We start from the raw sequence: 17,549 nt of genomic DNA, 5'->3' as shown, positions 1-17,549 counted from the left end.
GGAGCCATCAGCACAGCGGGTGTGGCGGGAGGTGTTGCGGCCGATTGCGGCCGAGATGCGATCGTCAGCCGCGGACCTGGCCGAAAGCGCAGTCGCCAGGATGCAGGAGGAACTGCCCGAGCTGTTCTCGGATCCGCAGACCGTCACGGAGAATCTCGTCAGCACCGAGGCGAGCCTGCGACAGCTCGCGCAGATCATGGAGCTCGGCGCGGATCCGCGCGGAGTGGAGCTGCCGCCGTCGACTCTGGAGATTGCCAGGTCCGGGGCGCGTCACCACGTCGCGCTCGCGGATCTGATGCGGTTCTATCGGCTGGCTCAGGAACGGGTGTGGCAGTGGGCGTTCGGCCGGATCACCGCCACCGCGCGGGATTCGGCAGAGCAGGCTGTCGCGGCCGAACTGGTCACGGGATGGATCTTCGCCTTCGCGGATGGGGCGATGGTGCGGGCCGAGCAGGCGTACGAGGTGGAGCGCGAGGCGTGGGTGCGCAGTGCCACAGCGGCCCGCGCCGCGGCCATCGAAGAGGTCCTCGCCGGCCGGGAGCGCGACGGGCAGCGAGCGTCGAGGCGGTTGCGGTACGAGGTGAATCGGCATCACATCGGGGCTATTGCCTGGGTCGACCGCGCCCCGGACAGCGGCGACGCCCTCGACGTGCTCAACGAGTCCATCGCCGAACTGGCCCGCACCTTGTCGGCCGAGAGCACCCTCAGTCAGCCGTTGGGGTCGCTCGCCGTGGCGGCCTGGGTCAGCCGTCGCAGCGCCTTCACCGCCACTGACCTCGACGCTGTCCGTCCGCGCCGAGGTCGGCGCACCGTGACGCCCGGGGTCACTATCGCCATCGGCGAGCCGGGCCGGGCGCTGGACGGATTTCGTCGCACCCATTTCGAGGCGGCCCACGCGCGCCGAGTAGCCTCGATGGTTCTGTCTCGCGGGGAGGCACTGACGCGATACCGCGACATCGCTGTCGCCGCGCTCGGCACCGCGGACCGCGATCACGCGCTCGCATTCGTCACCCGTGTACTGGGGCCCCTGGCTGCCGACGACGAGACCACCTATCGGTTGGCGATGACGTTGGCGGTGTATCTCGACGAGAACTCCAGTCGCATCCGCGCCGCCGAACGGCTCACCGTCCATCCCAACACGGTCACCTATCGGGTTCGTCAGGCCGAAGCGCTCCTCGGTCGGAGCATCGGCTCCCAGACGCTGGAGCTGCGGGTCGCGCTGGCGCTGCTGCCCACCCTGCCCGGCCTGACGCATTCCCGGCCCACAGAATTGTGACGTGACGACAATCCGTGCTTCGAATGTTGGCGCGGAGCGCCGAGAGAATGTGATCCGGCTCTCCTAGCGTGACGTGGCAGTGGCCCGCCGGTCCGCAGCCTTCCCACGCAACGAGGAGCCCTCCGTGCAGACCCAGCAGATCGATGCTCTGACCATGGACGATTACCCACTCACGCTGACCCATGTGGTCGAGCGCGCCGAGCGGTTCCACGGCGGGAGGGAGGTGATCTCGCGACGGCCCGACGGCAGCATCGCCCGGACCACCCTCGGTGCCTGCGGGAGGCGGGCGCGGCGGTTGGCGTCCGCGCTGGCCGGGCTGGGCGTCGGCGACGGAGATCGAGTGGCCACCCTGCTGTGGAACCAGGCCGAGCACCTCGAGCTGTACTTCGCGGTCCCGGCGATGGGGGCGGTGGTGCACACACTGAACCCGAGACTGCACCCGGACGAGCTCGCGTTCATCGCGGCCGACGCGCAGGACCGGGTCATCGTGGTCGACGAGTCTCTGCTCGAGGTCTTCGCAGGCTTCGGCGATACGCACCCCTTCGAGCACGTCATCGTCGTCACGCACGGCGGGGCGGTGCCGGACGGGATGGCGGACTACGAGGACTTGATCGGCAGTGGGGCGCCGGTGGCGTGGCCGGTGCTCGATGAACGACGCGCCGCCGCACTGTGTTACACCTCGGGCACCACGGGCAGGCCGAAGGGGGTGATCTATTCGCATCGCGCTCTGGTGCTGCATTCGATGGCGGCGGCGTTGCCCGACCAACTGGGCGTGTCGGCCCGCGACACGCTGCTGCCGGTGGTGCCGATGTTCCACGCCAACGCATGGGGTCTGCCCTATGCGGCGGCGCTGATCGGGGCCCGGCTGGTGCTGCCCGGGCCGCGCCTCGATCCGGGCAGCGTGCTCGATCTGCTTGCCGGCGAACGGGTTACGGTGACCGCAGGCGTCCCGACGGTGTGGATGGGAATGCTGGCCGCTCTCGACGCCGAGCCGCGGCGATGGGACCTCGGTCGCCTCGACCGGCTGATCGTCGGCGGCGCCGCGGTGCCGCGCAGCCTCCTGGAAGGGTACGACCGGCATGGCCTCACGGTGATCCAGGCGTGGGGCATGACCGAGACGGCGCCACTGGGCAGCGTCGGCCGCCTGCCCGAGGATCTCGACGCCGGGGAATCGGATGAGCGGTACGCGTTCCGGGCACGTCAGGGGATCGCTGTGCCGTTCATGGATATCCGCGCCCGTGATGACGACGGCGAGCTGGTCGCGTGGGACGACACGGCGATGGGCGAGCTCGAGGTGCGTGGTCCCTGGGTGGCGGCGGCCTATCACAACGGACAAGCCCCCGACAGCTTCACGCCGGACGGATGGTTCCGCACCGGCGACATCGTCCGCATCGACCACCGCGGCTGCCTGCGCATCTGCGACCGGGCCAAGGACCTCGTCAAGTCCGGTGGGGAGTGGATCTCCTCGGTCGATCTGGAGAACCACCTCATGGCGCATCCGGCGGTGGCCGAGGCCGCGGTGGTGGCGGTACCCGACGAGCGGTGGGGTGAGCGTCCCCTGGCGGTTCTGACGCTGAAGGACGGGGCGCGGACCGATCCCGAAGAACTACGTGAGCATCTGGCCACCGACTTCGCGCGATGGCAGCTGCCGGAACGCTTCGAGTTCGTCGATGTCATCCCGCGCACGGCCACCGGCAAGTTCAAGAAGTCCGTACTACGCGAACGCTACTCGGCCACCCACCTGGAAGATCACGATTCGAACGGCCATGGACCCGACGGCGGCTCAGACCTACTGTGAGGATGTGATCGTGGCAGATACGCCTCTCGCCGAACACAATTCGCGACCGGATGAGCGCTTCACGCTCGCCAGCGAGCGGACCTTTCTGGCCTGGATTCGCACCTCGCTCGGTCTACTCGCCGGTGGGATCGCCATGGTGCATCTGGTCCCCGAATTCAGCACCGGGTGGGCACGGACCCTGCTGGGTACCATGATGATCCTGCTGGCGGTCGTCGCGCCGATCGCCGGTTTGCGCCGGTGGTTGCAGGTGCGGCAAGCCCTGGAATCCGGTGCCGAGATGCCCGATGAGCGCGACCTGTGGGTGCTCACTGTCGGTATCACCGCTGTCGCGATCCTCGCAGGCACCGTCACCGTCGTCGGCGCTCTACACTGATTCGCCGCGTCACTGATCCGCCGTGTCCGGGCGCGAGCTCCCTCGTTGCGGAGGACCCTCGCGAAGGTCGCGACAACCCGTTCCCCTCGAAACACCTGTGACGCAGGAACTCTCGGATCGACCAGGTTGTCTCGAGGTCGACGAGACGGGACGCTCGTGCGTCCCGGAGCGGGTCGCCTGCGGTCGGAAGCCAGTGGGGTGTACTGGTTTTCGGCCGCAGGCGGGTCTCCGGATCGGTCGGGTGGATCGCGGCTCGCTCGGTTGATACGTGCGACCGGTCCTAGCGGGCGAAAACCTTCGCGTGGGCGGCGGTGAGCAGGGTGGTGAGTTCCGTGCTCGCGGCGCCGTCGAGGACGGCGAAGGCGGGGGCGATGAGGGTGTCGGTCAGGGCTTCGGCGCGTTGCCAGCGGTCGTGCACCGTGGGGGTGAGGTCTTCGAAGGGTTCGGGCCAGCCGTACCAGCGGGCCTGGCCGGGGCCGTCGTTGAACGGGGAGCCCGAGATCAGGACAGCTTGCAGCGGGGTGATGCCGCTGGCGCGGATCGCGAGCAGGTGCAGTCCGCCGCGGAGTTCGCGCAGGATGTGCGTGAGTTGCGTGACTCGCGCGGGCGCGTCGGTGGCCAGCGGCAGGGCGCGCCAGCCGGCGAACAGTGGCAGACCGGCCGGATCGGCCGCGGCGACAACGACTTCCAGCAATTGCGCGAGACGATCGGCCTGCTCGAAATCGCCGAGTTTGCGGCGGCCGAAGTCCTGACAAGCGGCCAGGTAGCCGTCGGCGGCCTTGGCGGCGGGCATGGGGACCGACTCCCAGGCCTTGCGGATGGAATGGGCGGGGAAGAAGCCGAAGGCCGCGGTGACGACGTCGGCGTCCACGTCGCCGAGCACGCCGCCCCTGCCGCGGGTGTACGGACCGAAGAACCCGTCGACTCCGGTGCTGTGCCCGAATTCCTTGGTCTCCCGGGAGAACATGAATCCCCCGCCGAGTTCCTGGACCTGCTTCTTGACCGCGGCGGCGACCGACACGTGCGCTTCCTTTCGACGGACTGTATCCGCCGCCACACTATGCGATTCTTACACCGTACGGAACACCCGTGTCACACTCCGGGAAGAACCTGGCGCAAGAAGTCGGTCTGGTCGGCGAGGACCTTGTCGCGGTGGTACGGGCGGTAGATTTCGAAGTGGCTGAAGGGGAGGTCGGCCCAGGGGTGTTTGGCGCGATGCCGACCGGTAACCCGGTAACTGAGCGAGGTGTCGAGGAGAGAACCGATGAACGGTGTGCGCGCCGTATCGACCGAGACCTTCGCCGAGACCGTGCTCGGTGCCGGTAAGCCGGTGCTGGTCGTGTTCTCCGCGCCGTGGTGCGGCCCATGCCGTCGGTCGACGCCGCGGCTGCGCCTGCTCGCCGACGAGCTCTCCGATCAGCTCGTCGTCGTCAGCGTGAACGTGGAAGAGCACCCCGAGCTGGCCGAGCGGTACCGGGTGCGGGCTTTCCCCACCCTGGGCCTGTTCGTCGGCGGCCGCCTCGTCCACCACAGTGTGGGCGTCGACCCGGTACCGGACTTCCTGGACGAGTTCGGGGACTACCTTCCCGGGTGCTGACCGGGGCCCGATCGCCACAGCCTCGCGATCTCTGAGCGTCGCCTGATCGCCGAGTGCCGTCCGGTTGTTCGATACCGCCTGCGGTAGTAGCCCTTTCGGCGCGGGCGGGCATCGTGGTGAAGAGGGCGATCTTTCCGCCGCGCCCGCCGCGGCCGGGTGTCCCGACCGCGACGGGCCTCGATCAAACGAACCGTTGGATGAACCGCAACGCCGTCTCGGCGACCTCGCGCCACCCGGAATCGATCGTCAACGCGTGACCCCGCCCCGGCAGCTCGACGAACTCGGTGACGCCGGGATTGCGCTTCTGCTTGACGTATTCGGCATGCGTGATCGCCCGTGGTACCGTGTTGTCCTTCTCGCCCGAGAGGATCAACAGCGGTCCCCGCTCGGGATTCTCGGTATCGACCCGGGTCTCCGACCACGGGTTGAGGTTCGCGGCCGCGGCCTGGAACAGCGGCGCCCCCGGCGCGGCGACGGCGTATATCTCGAACAGGCTCCTGGCTTCGTCCTCGTCCACCGCATTGGCGAAGCTGTAGCGGAACTGTTCGTAGGTCAACGGCACCGCGCGGCGCCGATTCGCCGGATTGCTCAACACCGGCGCGGCGGCGCGCAGCGAAGAGATCGGCAGCGCAAGGACCCCGCGGAACGGTGCGGCGTCGATGGCCACCGAAGCCGCGGACAGCCCGCGCCCGGCCAGGATCTGGGTGAGCAACCCGCCGAAGGAATGCCCGATCACCGCGGGCTTGCGGTCGAGTGCGCGAATCACCGATGCATAGTGATCGGCGACCTGGCCGACGGTCTTGCCCGCGAACACCTCGGGATGTTCACGCGCCTCCGCCACCGTCCGCGGGTCGTCGGGCCAGCCCGCGGTCACCGGCGCGTAGCCAGCGTCGGCGAAGACCGCGGCCCAGCGGTCCCAGCTGCCTGCGAGCAACCACAGCCCGTGGATGAACACCACCGGCGTGCGCCCGCTCGCATTGGCCTGGTCGATCTGGGCGCGGGCCTGCTCGTCGATGGAGGTCGAGGCAGTCGACATCGTGAATCGTCCTGTCGATCGAAAGGATTCGGAAGTCGTGGCGGATGCCGCGACTCAGCCGTGCAGCGCCGCGGACAAGGTCGCGACGGCTTGGGCGATCGCGGCCTTGGCCGCGTGGGTGTCGTGCAGGGCGTTGACCATCACGAAGTCGTGGACGATCCCGCCGTAGCGGGTCTGCGTCACCGGGACGCCCGCCCGGCGCAGCTTGCCCGCGAAGGCCTCGCCCTCGTCGCGCAGCACGTCGGCCTCCGCGGTGATGACCAGCGCGGGCGGCAGTCCGGCCAGCTGTTCGGTGCTCGCGCGCAACGGCGACGCGGTGATCTGCGCCCGATCCGCTTCGCTGGTGGTGTACTGATCCCAGAACCAGCGCATTCCGTCCAGGGTCAGGAAGTACCCCTCGGCGAACTCGCGGTACGAGCCGGTATCGAAGTTCGCGTCGGTCACCGGGTAGAACAGCACCTGCTGCACGAAGGAGACGTCGCCGCGCTCCTTGGCCATCAGCGTCAGCGCGATGGCCATATTGCCGCCGACCGAGTCGCCCGCGACCGCGAGGCGCGAGGAATCCAGGCCCTTCGCGCCGCCCGCCGTGGTGATCCACTGGGCGACCCGGTAGGACTGTTCGTTCGCCACCGGGTAGCGCACCTCCGGCGAGCGGTCGTACTCGGGGAACACCACGGCGGCGTTCACCCCGACCGCGAGGTCACGCACGAGCCGATCGTGGGTGTGCGCGTCACCGAAGACCCAGCCCGCGCCGTGCGTGTAGAGGATGACGGGGAGCGGTCCGGTCGCGCCGACCGGTTTCACGATCCGCACCGGGACCGAGCCGGTGGGGCCGCCGTCGACGGTGATCCACTCCTCGTCGATCTCCGGCTTGAAGATCGGGCTGTCCTGGACGCCGTCGACCGCTTTGCGGCCCTCTTCCGGGGGCAGCTGGTACAGGAACGGCGGTTCGGAGGTCGCGTCGACGAACTCCTGGGCGGCCGGCTCCAGCGATAGACCGAGGGGGTTCCCTGCCATGGTTCCTACCTTTTCGGCGTCGTTGTTGAGGGGAGCCTCCAGTTTTCGTGAACCGGGCGTCCGCGCGCCCCACCCATCGGGCCAAGTATCCGCACGATTTGAGACACCGGACAGCAAATCCGCGACCGGGATCAGCCGCCGGTCGCGTACGCCGTCGAGCGGAAGCGCTGCTGGTACTTGCGCGGCGAGACGCCCAGGCGCGCGATGAAGGCGCGGCGCATCGCCTCGCCGCTGCCGTATCCGGCGGCCATCGCGGCCTCGGTCACGCTGTAGCCCGCGTCGAGTTTGTCTCTGGCGTAAGCGAATCGGACGAAGGCGACGTACTCCGCGGGTGTGCTTTCCAGTTCCGCCCTGAACAGCCGGGTCAGGTGTCGCGGGCTCACCCCGGCGTGTGCGGCGAGCGTTCGCACCGTGTACGGCTGGGCCGGATCGGCGCAGATCAGGTTGGCGACCGCGCGGACGAGCGGGCTGCGCGGAACCGGTCCGCTGAGCGCCGCCGAGAATTGCGACTGGCCGCCGGCCCGCTGCATGTACACCAGCAACGACTGGGCGACCCGGCGCGCCACCGCGGCGCCGTGGTCCTCCTCGACGAGCGCGAGCGCGAGATCGATGCCCGCGGCGACGCCCGCGGAGCTGTAGATGTGCCCGTCGCGCACGAAGATCGCGTCGGGGTCCACGTCGACCGCGGGAAACTGGCGGCCGAGATCCTTGACGAATTTCCAGTGCGTGGTGGCGCGGCGTCCATCCAGCAGGCCGAGGTGGGCGAGGATGGCGGCCCCGCTGCAGATCGACGCGAGCCTGCGGGTGTGCTCGGCGAGATGGCGGGTGGCCCGCAGCACCTCCGGCGTCACGAACTCGGCGGCGGGCAGCTCGCTGCCGGGGATGACGACGGTGTCGAAGCGGCCCGCGTCCGCCGCCGCGTGCGCCACGGCGACGCGCGCGCCGATCGAGGTCTGCACGTCGTTGCCGTCGGCCGAGACCAGCACCACGTCGTAGGCGGGCAGCGACTGATTCGCCTCGACGAACACCTCGGCCGGACCCGCGAAATCGAGCATCTTCACGCCGTCGAAGACCAAGATCCCGATCCGCCGCCGCGACGAGGTGACCGCTCTGGAATTCATCCGCCGATTATTGTGGAGGCGCGACTCCATAATCAAACGAGGCGGCCCGCATGTGCCGCGTTTCATGCTCGCTCGGGCCTCGCGCGCGGTCGATCGATGGCGTTGCTAGCGTGGACGAATGGGGCGTCCACGGCAGTTCGACGAGTCGGCGCTGCTCGACGTCGCCATCGAACTGTTCTGGACCGACGGGTTCGACAGCACCTCGGTGGAGGGCGTGTCCAGCGTCTCGGGTGTCGGCAACGGCAGTATCTACGCCGCCTACGGCAGCAAGATGGGCCTGTTTCTCACGGCTTTCCGCCGATACTGCGAGCGGCGAGCCGAGTATGTGCACGCCGCGCTGCACGCCGCTCCCGGCCCGCCGCGCACGGTGGTGCGCGCGTTCTTCGACGCGGTGATCGCCGACTGTCTCGCGTACCCGAACCGGCGCGGGTGCCTGATGATCAACAGCGTCGCCCAGCTGGGGCATCGGGTCCCCGAGGTCGTCGCCATCGGCGACCGGACGACCGCGCGGATGGAGACCGACGTCGCCGAACGGCTCCGCGCCGATATTCCGCGAAAAGTCCTGGACGAGAACGAACTAGCGACGCTCAGCGCTCACATCGTGCTGGTGTCCCAGGGGCTGATCCAGCTGAGCCGCCTCGGCGCGTCTCGGCAGCGTCTGCACGATGTCGCCGAAATCTCGTGTGCCGCTGTCCCGCAATGACTACGCGACATCGCCGGTAGCGTCGTAGGGCCGAACGGTCCGGCGGCGGATCGCCCAGGGAGATCGAAAATTTTCCGGCTTGTCCGGAAAGTTCCGCGCGGTCGCGTTTCACATCGCTATAACAGGTTCCAATCAAAATCTCGATGAGGAGCCTGCGTTGCCTGTTCGCACTCATGAAATGCCTGTTGGTAATCGGTCCTGGGGGGTGAGCAGGCGCGGATTTCTAGCTGCAACAGGTTTCACCTTTGCTGGCGCGCTGGTGGGGAGGTCGATGGCGCGGGCAACCGCGGCACCGCTGGCGGATGGGGAGAAGGTTCCCGCGCTCGTCATCGGCAGCGGATACGGGGGATCGGTCGCCGCACTGCGGCTCGCGCAGGCGGGTGTGGAGGTGACCGTGGTGGAGATGGGCAGGTCGTGGACGACGCCCGGCTCCGACGGCAAGATCTTCTGTCCCGTGCTGAAACCCGATGGGCGGTCCTACTGGCTGCGCGACCGCACCGATCAGCCGGTCGGCTACTTCGCGGGCAGCAGCTACAACAAAGACATCGAAAGGTACACGGGCGTCTTGGATTCCGAGCGCTTCAGCGGGATTCGCGTCTACCAGGGCCGGGGCGTCGGCGGTGGCTCGTTGGTCAACGGCGGTATGGCGGTGACGCCCAAGCGGGAGAACTTCGCGGCCATCTTGCCCTCGGTGAACGCCGATGAGATGTACGACATCTACTACCCGCGCGCCAATGCCGGTCTCGGCGTGAACAATATCGACCAGACCTGGTTCGAGAGCGCGGAGTGCTACCAGTTCGCCCGCGTGGGGCGCAAACACGCAGAACGCTCCGGCTTCGGCTGGACCTTCGTGCCGAATGTCTACGACTTCGAGTACATGAAGAAGGAACAGGCCCAGCAGGTCACCCGGTCGGCACTGGCTGGTGAGGTCATCTACGGCAACAACCACGGCAAGCGGTCGCTGGACAAGACCTATCTGGCCGCGGCCACCGGGACCGGCAAGGTGCGTATCACGCCCATGCATATCGTCACCGCCGTATCGCCCGCGGAGGGCGGCTATCGGGTGGAGATGAACGAGATCGACACCAGCGGTGCCACGGTGGCGACCAAAGCCGTTGTGGCGCAGAAGGTGTTCTTCGCGGCGGGCAGTATCGGCACCTCGAAGCTGCTGGTGGCCATGAAGGCGCAGGGCAAACTGCCGGACCTGCCCGATGCCGTCGGCAAGAAGTGGGGCAACAACGGCAATGTGATGGTGGGCCGCGCCAATCACATGTGGGACGGCACCGGCGTACTGCAATCCAGCATGCCGTGCCTGGGTATCGACAACTGGGCCGATGCGGGTGGCCCGGCCTTCGCCGAGGTCGCGCCCTTCCCTGCGGGGCTGGAGACCTACGTCAGCCTGTACCTGGCGATCACCAAGAACCCCAATCGCGGGCAGTTCACCTTCGACTCCGGTACCGGCAAGGTCGATCTGAGCTGGCAGACCGCGCAGAACCAGTACGCCATCGATGCCGCCAAGCGCATCTTCGACAAGATCAACAAGAAGGAGGGGACGATCTACCGGACCGACCTCTTCGGCGTCTACAAGACCTGGGGCGACGACTTCACCTATCACCCGCTCGGCGGTTGCGTGCTGAACGAGGCGACCGACAACTACGGTCGGCTCCCCGGCTACACCGGGCTCTACGTCATCGACGGTTCGCTGATCCCGGGCAATACCAGCGTCAATCCATTCGTCACCATTACAGCTCTGGCGGAACGCAATATCGCGAACATCGTCGCAGGCGATCTGTAGCCTCGGCGTCGAGGGCGTGGCGGCAGGCGTCATCGATCCCCGGCTGGCCGTCGCTGCGAACAAGGCCGAGCAGCCGATAGAGCTGCAGTGTCTTTCGTCTAGGGCAAATGAAGGCTCCGACATGTCCGGATGCCTTGCAGTGCAAGGCATCCGGACACGTTGGCGAGTAGGCTCAGCCGGCCACGGATGCCTACCCTGTCGCCGCCGCGGACGACGCTTCCGCAGCAGCCGATTGGGACCAAACCCCCGACCACCACGGAGCGCGGTGGTCTCGGCGGCGGATCCAATGGCGGCAGCGGCAGCTGACTGGTTGGAGGACTTACTCGTTCAGGAGAGTCGCTCGAAGACGGCGGCCAGGCCTTGTCCGCCGCCGATGCACATCGTCTCGAGGCCGTATCGCGCCTCGCGCCGGTCCATTTCGCGCAGCAGGGTCGCGAGGATGCGGGCTCCGGTCGCGCCGACGGGATGGCCGAGGGAGATGCCGGAACCGTTGGGGTTCAGACGGGGATCGTCGGGCTCGACGTCCCACCGGCGCAGTACGGCGAGCACCTGGGCTGCGAAGGCTTCGTTCAGTTCGATGACATCCATATCCGCGAGGGTGAGCCCGGCCTGGGCGAGAGCCCGCTCGGTCGCGGGAACCGGACCGATTCCCATGGTGCGCGGCGCGACGCCCGCCACCGCCCAGGAGGCCAAGCGGGCGAGGGGGCGCAGACCGAGCTTGCGGGCGTGCTCCGGGGTGGTGACGAGGCACAGTGCCGCGCCGTCGTTCTGGCCGCTGGCATTGCCCGCGGTGACGGTGGCGTCGGGGTCGACGGAGGCTCGGATCGGACGCAGTGCGGACAGCGCCGCGACCGTGGTGTCGGCGCGTGGGTGCTCGTCGGTGTCGACCAGCAAAGGTGCCGAGCGGCGCTGTGGAACAGGAATTCCGACGATCTCGTCGGCGAATCGTCCTTCGCCCTGGGCGGCGACGGCGCGGTGATGCGAGAGCGCGGCCAGCTCGTCCTGATCCGCCCGGCTGATCGCGAATTCGGCGCGCAGGTTCTCCGCGGTCTCGATCATGCCTCCCGGCACAGGGAAGTCACGTCCGCCCGCGGTGACGCGCGCCCGTGCGAGCCGGTCCGCGAGCGCGACGCCGTCGCCTTTGACGCCCCACCGCATTCCGGTCGCGTAGAACTCGGTCTGGCTCATCGACTCCACGCCGCCCGCCAACACGAGATCGCTTCCGCCGGAACCGACTTGCAGGCACGCCTGGATGACCGCCTGGAGTCCGGAGCCGCAGCGCCGGTCGACTTGCAGGCCGGGCACATCGATGCCGAGACCAGCGTCGAGCGCGGCGATCCGGCCGATGGCGGGCGCCTCGCCGTTGGGCGAGGCCTGCCCGAGAATCACGTCGTCGACCCGGCTGCCGTCGATGCCGGTGCGCCGCACCAGTTCCGCGACGAGCGTGCTGGCGAGCTGTTGCGGCGGAATGTCTTTCAACACGCCGCCGAAGCGGCCGACGGGAGTGCGGAGCGGTTCGCAGATGACTGCGTCGGGCATGGGTTGTCCTTCGGGAGTGGCGGTCACATCGCGTCGACGCCGGTGAGAGCGCGGCCGATGATGAGCTTCTGGAGCTGGCTGGTGCCTTCGTAGAGGGTGAGCACGCGCGCGTCGCGCAGGTATTTGCCCACCGGGTACTCGTCGATGAAGCCGTAGCCGCCGAACACCTGCAGGCAGTTGTTGCTCACCCGCACGGCGGTCTCGCCCGCGGCGAGCTTGGCCATGGACGAGGCGAGCTGCACCTCCTCCCGCGACGCCCCGGCGTCGACCAGCGCGGCGGCCTTCCAGGTCAGCAGGCGCGCCGATTCGATGTCCACCGCGGAGTCGGCGAGCAGTTCCTGCACGAGCTGTTTGGCGGCGATGGGTTGTCCGAACTGGATGCGCTCGGTCGAGTAGCGCACCGCGGCGTCGAGGGCCGCCTGCGCGACACCGACGCTGCCCGCCGCCACGGAGATGCGGCCTTTGGCCAAGGCGCCCAAGGCGATGCCGAGACCCTTGCCCACCGCGCCGAGCCGCGCCGAGTCGGGCACCCGGACGTCCTGGAGCGTCAGCGCCGCTGTCGCTTGCCCGCGCAGTCCGAGTTTGCCGTGGATGGTCGTCGCCGTGAAACCCAGTGTGTCCGTGGGGACGAGGAAGGCGGTGAGGCCTTTGCCGCCGTCGGCCGAGGTGCGCGCGAAGACCAGGGCGACCTCGGCCCAGGTGCCGTTGGTGATGAACATCTTCTCGCCGGAGAGCACCCAGTCGTCGCCGTCGCGCACCGCCCTGGTGCGCAGCGAGGCCGCGTCGGAGCCGCTGTCGGGTTCGGTGAGCGCGAAACAGCCGAGCGCGCGTCCCGCGGTGAGCCGCGGAAGCCAGGCGCGTTTCTGCTCCTCGGTGCCGTGCGCGGCGATGGACTTGGTGACCAGGCCGAGCGACACCGAGACGATGCCGCGCACGGCTGAATCGCCCCGTCCCAGTTCCTCGCAGACCAGGACGTAGGAGAGCATGTCGACCTCGGTGCCGCCGTATTCCTCGGCGATGCCGAGCCCGAGGAATCCGAGCTCGCCCAGCTGTTCGACGATGGACAGGTCGACGCTTTCGGCGAGGTCCCAGTCGCGGGCGCGCGGGGTGATCTCGCTGTCGACGAAATCGGCGGCCATCGCCCGGATTTCGCGGTGCATGTCATCGAGAACGAACATCGGTTCCTCGGTTCGGGAGCAGGTCTTCGGGGCGGGTGCCCCTGGTGTGCAGGGGAATTCGCTGCTCGGCGCGGGCGCGCAGCCAGCTGCTCACGCGATAGCGTGGATCGCGGGTGTAGGCGTAGAGGCCGTCGAGTATCGCGGTGACGCGCTCGCTTCCGGTGGATTCGCCGAGTTCCAGCGGTCCGATCGGGTAGCCGAGGCCGAGGCGCGCGCCGCGGTCGATGTCCTCGGGGGTGCCGATGCCGTGTTCGGCGAGGGCGCAGGAGAGGTTCACGATGGCGGCCAGAATCCGTTGCGCCACAGGGGCGGTGACGTCCGCAGTCGGCGTCGGGAGGTAACCGGCGGCGGCCAGGACGCGCAATACGGGCGCGGCGACGACCGGGTCGACAGCGCCGGGCACGATCACGGTGAGGCGGCGGCGATCGATCCCGAGCGGATCGATGCCGAGGGTGCGGGCGGGGTCGAGACCGTAGCGGGCGGCGACCCGATAAGTCGGTTCGCCGATCGGTAGGACGAGGGAAACCGCCTCGGCATCGGGAGATTCGAGCACCGTCGCGCCGGATCGGCGCAGCGCCGCCGCGAAATCGGGGTGATTGTGGACGTGGACCGGGGTGGCCTCGGCATCCGGCACGATCAAGGGCTCGGCGGGCAGCGCAGGCGCGCCGTCCTGGTAGCGGTAGAACCCTTCGCCCGTTTTGCGGCCGAGCAGACCGGCGGCGACGCGGGCGGCCGCGATCGGGGAGGGCCGCAGCCGCGGATCACCGTAGAACCCCGCGGAGACGGTCTCCATCACGGTATGGCTGACGTCCAATCCGGTGAGATCCATCAGCTCGAACGGGCCCATCCGCAAGCCGAGCGTGTCGCGGACGATGCGGTCGATATCGGCCGGCGCGGCGATCTGTTCGGACAGGATGGCCAGCGCCTCGCTGGGCAGGGCGCGCCCGAGGTGGTTGACGAGGAACCCGGGGGTGTCTCGCGCCAGGATCGGGGTGTGGCCCAGGCGTGTCACGAAAGACGTTGCGGTGTCGACCAATTCGGGCGCGGTGCGCAGGCCGGAAACGACCTCCACCAGCGACATGAGCGGCACCGGGTTGAAGAAGTGCAGCCCGATCAGCCGCGAGGGGTCGTGCAGCGCCGACGCGATCGCGGTGATGGACAGCGAACTGGTGTTGGAAGCGAGCACGGCGTTCGGCGTCGCGGTCTCCAGTTCGGCGAAGATCGCCTGCTTCACCGGAAGTCTCTCGACCACGGCCTCGATCACCAGATCGATGTCGGCGGCGGGTGCGGTCGGGGCCGCGCCCGCCGTGAGCCGTGCCAGGATGGCCGCGCCCTCGTCGGCGTCGCGTATGCCTTTGTCGACGGACCGGTGAATCATCGCCGCGACGAACTCGAGCGCGGCGCGCACCGCGGCGTCGTCGGTGTCGGTCAGCTCGACTCGGTATCCGGCGGTCGCGGCGACCTGCGCGATGCCGCGGCCCATCGCGCCCGCGCCGACGATGCGGATGCGTTCGATCGGTTCCATCAGTGTCCTTCGTAGGTCGGGGAGCGTTTGCCGAGGAAGGCGGCGATGCCCTCGGCGTGGTCGGCGGTGTCGAACAACACCTGAAAAGTCGTGCGTTCCAAAGCGATCGCGGTGTTCAGCGGGGCGTTCTCCGCGTGCCGCGCCACACCGCGAATGGCGCGGATGTTCAACGGGGGCTGACGCAGGATGGTCGCCGCGATGTCGACGGCGGCGTCGAGCGCGGCGCCGTCGGGCACGATGTCGGCGACGATCCCGATCTGCTGCGCGGTGACGGCGTCGATCGGCTCGCCGGTCAGCACCATGCGCAGCGCGCGGGCGCGTCCGGCTCGCTGCACCAGGCGGCTCAGCCCGCCCGCGCCCGGGATGAGCCCGACCCGGATCTCCGGCTGCCCGAACCGCGCCGACGCGCCGGCGACCACGAGATCGCACGCCATCGCGAGTTCGCATCCGCCGCCGAACGCATAGCCTTCGACGGCGGCGAGCACCGGCGTGCCGAGCTCGTCGAGCACCGAGAACACCTTGCCGGTCTCGCCCGCGAGCAGATCGGTGGGCCGGTACGTGCTCATCTCCTTCAGGTCCGTTCCGGCGACGAACACACCGGCGTCGCCGGTGAGGACGATGACGCGCACGGCCGGATCCGCGTCGGCGTACGAAAGCTCCTCGGCAAGAAGGATTTTCGTGGCAGAGTTCAATGCGTTGCGGGCCTGCGGCCGGGAGATGCGCAGAATGCGGATGCCTGCGTGCTCGCCGGACAGATCGGTGCGCAGGACGGTGGATTCGTTCATCGGAGATACACCCTGGTCGGATCGATGGTGGTGCGCAGCAGATCGAGTTCCGCCGCGGTAGGTGGTGCGGTGACGGTGACGGTGTCGCCGACGCGGAGCGGCCAGCCGGTGGCATCCAGCACCCGGTCGACGGAGACGCCGGGATGGACTGCGCCGAGCCGCAATTCGCCGTCGGCGTCCGCGGTGAGCACGCCGAGCGGGGTGATCACGGTCGCCACGCCGCGGCCGCGGGTGCGTACCCGCGGTTCGGCCCGGCGCGCCACCGCGGGCGCCGGGCTGGTGGTGAAATCGAGCCGGTCGACGAACGATCGCCGGTCGTGGCGCCGCAGCACCACGAAGACCTCGTCCGCGTTCGCCATCACCTCGGCGGCGCCGCCCGCGCCGGGCAACCGGGCGGCCGGGGCCGCGTAGTCGCCGATCACGGTGCTGTTGAGGCTGCCGAAGCGATCGATCTGGGCCGCGCCGAGAAAGCCGACGTCGATATAGCCGCCCTGCAGAACGTATCCGAAGAGCGCGTGCATCCCGAGGATCGCCTCGGCCCCGGTGGCCAACGGGGCGTCGCCGATGGTCTGCGGCAGGCGCGGGGGATGCGCGCCGCAGACGCCGGATTCGTACACCTGCTCGAGGTCGGGCGAGGTGGTCGCCTGCGCGAGCGCGACGGCGAGGGTCGGCAGGCCGATACCGGCGAAGACTCGCCGTTTGCCGTGCAGGTGGCGGGCGCTGAGGACGGTGAGCAGCTCGCTCGTGGTGTGGGCCCGATCGGTGGGGCGCGCGGTCGTCACAGTGTGCATCCGTAGTCGACGGGGTGGGACATCGCGGGCTCGGGAACCAGGCGGTCGAAGTAGCCGGGGCCGAGCTTGTCCAGGTAGGCGGCGTGATCGGGCAGGTCGTGGATCCATTCGTGCAGCCAGCGGTCCAGCGCGGCCGGATCCTTGCTGATCGCGGGCCAGGACCGGTAGAAGTCGTTGTCGCGGTCGTAGTAGCCCTGCACGAAGGAGGGATGCGCGCCGCGCGGGCACTCCACGACCGCGTCGACCGCGAAGCCGGGGATCACGGTGCGGTTCGGGTCGGCGCGGATCACCTCGTCGTCGACGATCTCCTCGACCACCACGATGGTGCGGGTCGATGCGAACGCCACCTCCTGCAGCGGGCCGAGGATGCCCCACGCCTGGACGTTGCCCGCGCGGTCGGCGCGCTGCGCGTGCAGGATCGCGACATCGGGCCGGATCGGCGGCACCACGTAGATCTCCTCGACCCCGCCGTCCGGTGCGGCGAACGGCGACACCACCTTGGCGATGCGTGGATTGTGCGCGGGCAGATCGCTGCCCGCGTACGAATGCAGCGGGTAGAAGGGAAGATTCGCGGCTCCGGCGAGATAGCGGGTGAGCAGGCCGAAGTGGCTGTACTCCTCGATCTCGATGCCGCGCGGTTCACGGTGCTCCACGGCCCGGCGGATGGCGTGCAGCGAGCCGACCGAGCTGTTGCCGGTGAACGAGAAGATCATCTTTCGTGCCGCGCCCGCCGCGATCAGCTGGTCGAAGACGATATCGGGCGTCATGCGGACCAGCGTCAGATCTCGCCTGCGCTGGCGAATCAACTCGTGACCAGCGGCGACCGGGATCAGATGCGTGAATCCTTCCAAGGCCACGGTCGCGCCGTCGTCGACGAACGCGGCGACGGCCTCGCGCATCGTCAGCTGTTTGGACCGGGGCATCGGGCTCCTTCGCTCGGAACTGTCCTCACCGTGCCTTGTTCGACCGATATAGTCCAATACTCAATTCGCAATGCAGTGATACCGTTTCTTAC

The 17,549-nt window shown here is 68.8% G+C and carries 16 protein-coding genes; 6 read left to right on the top strand and 10 right to left on the bottom strand.

The window, feature by feature from the left end:
- The first annotated feature begins 55 nt into the window (after positions 1–55).
- The 3 genes from AC3EO7_RS07210 (at position 56) to AC3EO7_RS07200 (ending at position 3,447) form a co-directional block, all read left to right on the top strand.
- Positions 56–1,276, top strand: coding sequence for a PucR family transcriptional regulator (locus AC3EO7_RS07210; protein WP_435590753.1), 1,221 nt, complete (start codon positions 56–58; stop codon positions 1,274–1,276).
- A 154-nt stretch (positions 1,277–1,430) separates the two neighbouring features.
- The gene (locus tag AC3EO7_RS07205; RefSeq protein WP_435590823.1) at positions 1,431–3,074 is read left to right on the top strand and encodes a long-chain fatty acid--CoA ligase; all 1,644 of its coding nucleotides are present in this window, start codon (positions 1,431–1,433) and stop codon (positions 3,072–3,074) included.
- Entirely contained in the window at positions 3,043–3,447 is a 405-nt protein-coding gene (locus tag AC3EO7_RS07200; RefSeq protein WP_431969627.1) for a YidH family protein, read from the top strand. Before AC3EO7_RS07205 ends, AC3EO7_RS07200 begins: the two co-directional genes overlap by 32 nt.
- 280 nt (positions 3,448–3,727) lie before the next feature.
- Here the strand turns inward: AC3EO7_RS07200 and AC3EO7_RS07195 are convergent, their stop codons facing one another.
- Positions 3,728–4,468: an SCO6745 family protein gene (locus AC3EO7_RS07195; RefSeq protein WP_431969628.1), complete on the bottom strand. Its 741-nt coding sequence runs from the start codon at positions 4,466–4,468 to the stop codon at positions 3,728–3,730.
- A 243-nt stretch (positions 4,469–4,711) separates the two neighbouring features.
- Between AC3EO7_RS07195 and AC3EO7_RS07190 the strand changes: the two genes are divergently transcribed.
- On the top strand, positions 4,712–5,044 hold the full coding sequence (locus AC3EO7_RS07190) for a thioredoxin family protein (protein ID WP_431969629.1): 333 nt from the start codon (positions 4,712–4,714) through the stop codon (positions 5,042–5,044).
- Between the two features lie 181 nt (positions 5,045–5,225).
- Here the strand turns inward: AC3EO7_RS07190 and AC3EO7_RS07185 are convergent, their stop codons facing one another.
- The 3 genes from AC3EO7_RS07185 to AC3EO7_RS07175 all read right to left on the bottom strand — a co-directional run bounded on the left by AC3EO7_RS07185 (position 5,226) and on the right by AC3EO7_RS07175 (position 8,218).
- Positions 5,226–6,080 carry an alpha/beta hydrolase gene (locus AC3EO7_RS07185; RefSeq protein ID WP_435590752.1) on the bottom strand — a complete coding sequence of 285 codons (855 nt, stop codon included), beginning with the start codon at positions 6,078–6,080 and terminating at the stop codon, positions 5,226–5,228.
- A 54-nt stretch (positions 6,081–6,134) separates the two neighbouring features.
- The gene (locus AC3EO7_RS07180; protein WP_431969631.1) at positions 6,135–7,097 is read right to left on the bottom strand and encodes an alpha/beta hydrolase; all 963 of its coding nucleotides are present in this window, start codon (positions 7,095–7,097) and stop codon (positions 6,135–6,137) included.
- Positions 7,098–7,228: 131 nt separating this feature from the next.
- On the bottom strand, positions 7,229–8,218 hold the full coding sequence (locus AC3EO7_RS07175; protein WP_431969632.1) for a GlxA family transcriptional regulator: 990 nt from the start codon (positions 8,216–8,218) through the stop codon (positions 7,229–7,231).
- 118 nt (positions 8,219–8,336) lie between these two features.
- Here AC3EO7_RS07175 and AC3EO7_RS07170 point away from each other — a divergent pair, with 118 nt between their 5' ends.
- Entirely contained in the window at positions 8,337–8,921 is a 585-nt protein-coding gene (locus AC3EO7_RS07170) for a TetR/AcrR family transcriptional regulator (protein WP_435590751.1), read from the top strand.
- A 79-nt stretch (positions 8,922–9,000) separates the two neighbouring features.
- Positions 9,001–10,716 carry a GMC oxidoreductase gene (locus AC3EO7_RS07165; protein WP_435590750.1) on the top strand — a complete coding sequence of 572 codons (1,716 nt, stop codon included), beginning with the start codon at positions 9,001–9,003 and terminating at the stop codon, positions 10,714–10,716.
- Positions 10,717–11,043: 327 nt separating this feature from the next.
- On the opposite strand, the gene AC3EO7_RS07160 is transcribed toward AC3EO7_RS07165, so the two are convergent.
- Genes AC3EO7_RS07160 through AC3EO7_RS07135 form a run of 6 tightly spaced genes read right to left on the bottom strand, consistent with a single transcriptional unit; the run spans position 11,044 to position 17,457 of the window.
- Complete coding sequence (locus AC3EO7_RS07160; RefSeq protein ID WP_435590749.1) at positions 11,044–12,255, bottom strand: acetyl-CoA C-acetyltransferase; 1,212 nt, start codon at positions 12,253–12,255, stop codon at positions 11,044–11,046.
- A gap of 23 nt (positions 12,256–12,278) precedes the next feature.
- Positions 12,279–13,433 (bottom strand): acyl-CoA dehydrogenase family protein, encoded by a 1,155-nt coding sequence (locus AC3EO7_RS07155; RefSeq protein WP_435590748.1) that lies wholly within the window; start codon positions 13,431–13,433, stop codon positions 12,279–12,281.
- Complete coding sequence (locus AC3EO7_RS07150; protein WP_431969637.1) at positions 13,417–14,958, bottom strand: 3-hydroxyacyl-CoA dehydrogenase; 1,542 nt, start codon at positions 14,956–14,958, stop codon at positions 13,417–13,419. The genes AC3EO7_RS07155 and AC3EO7_RS07150 overlap by 17 nt, the downstream gene beginning before the upstream one ends.
- The gene (locus tag AC3EO7_RS07145; RefSeq protein ID WP_431969638.1) at positions 14,958–15,743 is read right to left on the bottom strand and encodes an enoyl-CoA hydratase-related protein; all 786 of its coding nucleotides are present in this window, start codon (positions 15,741–15,743) and stop codon (positions 14,958–14,960) included. The genes AC3EO7_RS07150 and AC3EO7_RS07145 overlap by 1 nt, the downstream gene beginning before the upstream one ends.
- Positions 15,740–16,534, bottom strand: a complete 795-nt coding sequence (locus tag AC3EO7_RS07140) for a CoA-transferase subunit beta (protein ID WP_431969639.1) — start codon at positions 16,532–16,534, stop codon at positions 15,740–15,742. Before AC3EO7_RS07140 ends, AC3EO7_RS07145 begins: the two co-directional genes overlap by 4 nt.
- Complete coding sequence (locus AC3EO7_RS07135; RefSeq protein ID WP_435590747.1) at positions 16,522–17,457, bottom strand: CoA transferase subunit A; 936 nt, start codon at positions 17,455–17,457, stop codon at positions 16,522–16,524. Before AC3EO7_RS07135 ends, AC3EO7_RS07140 begins: the two co-directional genes overlap by 13 nt.
- Between the last annotated feature and the right edge of the window lie 92 nt (positions 17,458–17,549).

It is taken from the genome of Nocardia sp. bgisy118 (assembly GCF_057708605.1).
Note: the sequence above shows the minus strand (reverse complement) of the source record. Positions and strands in the feature narration are given on the sequence as shown.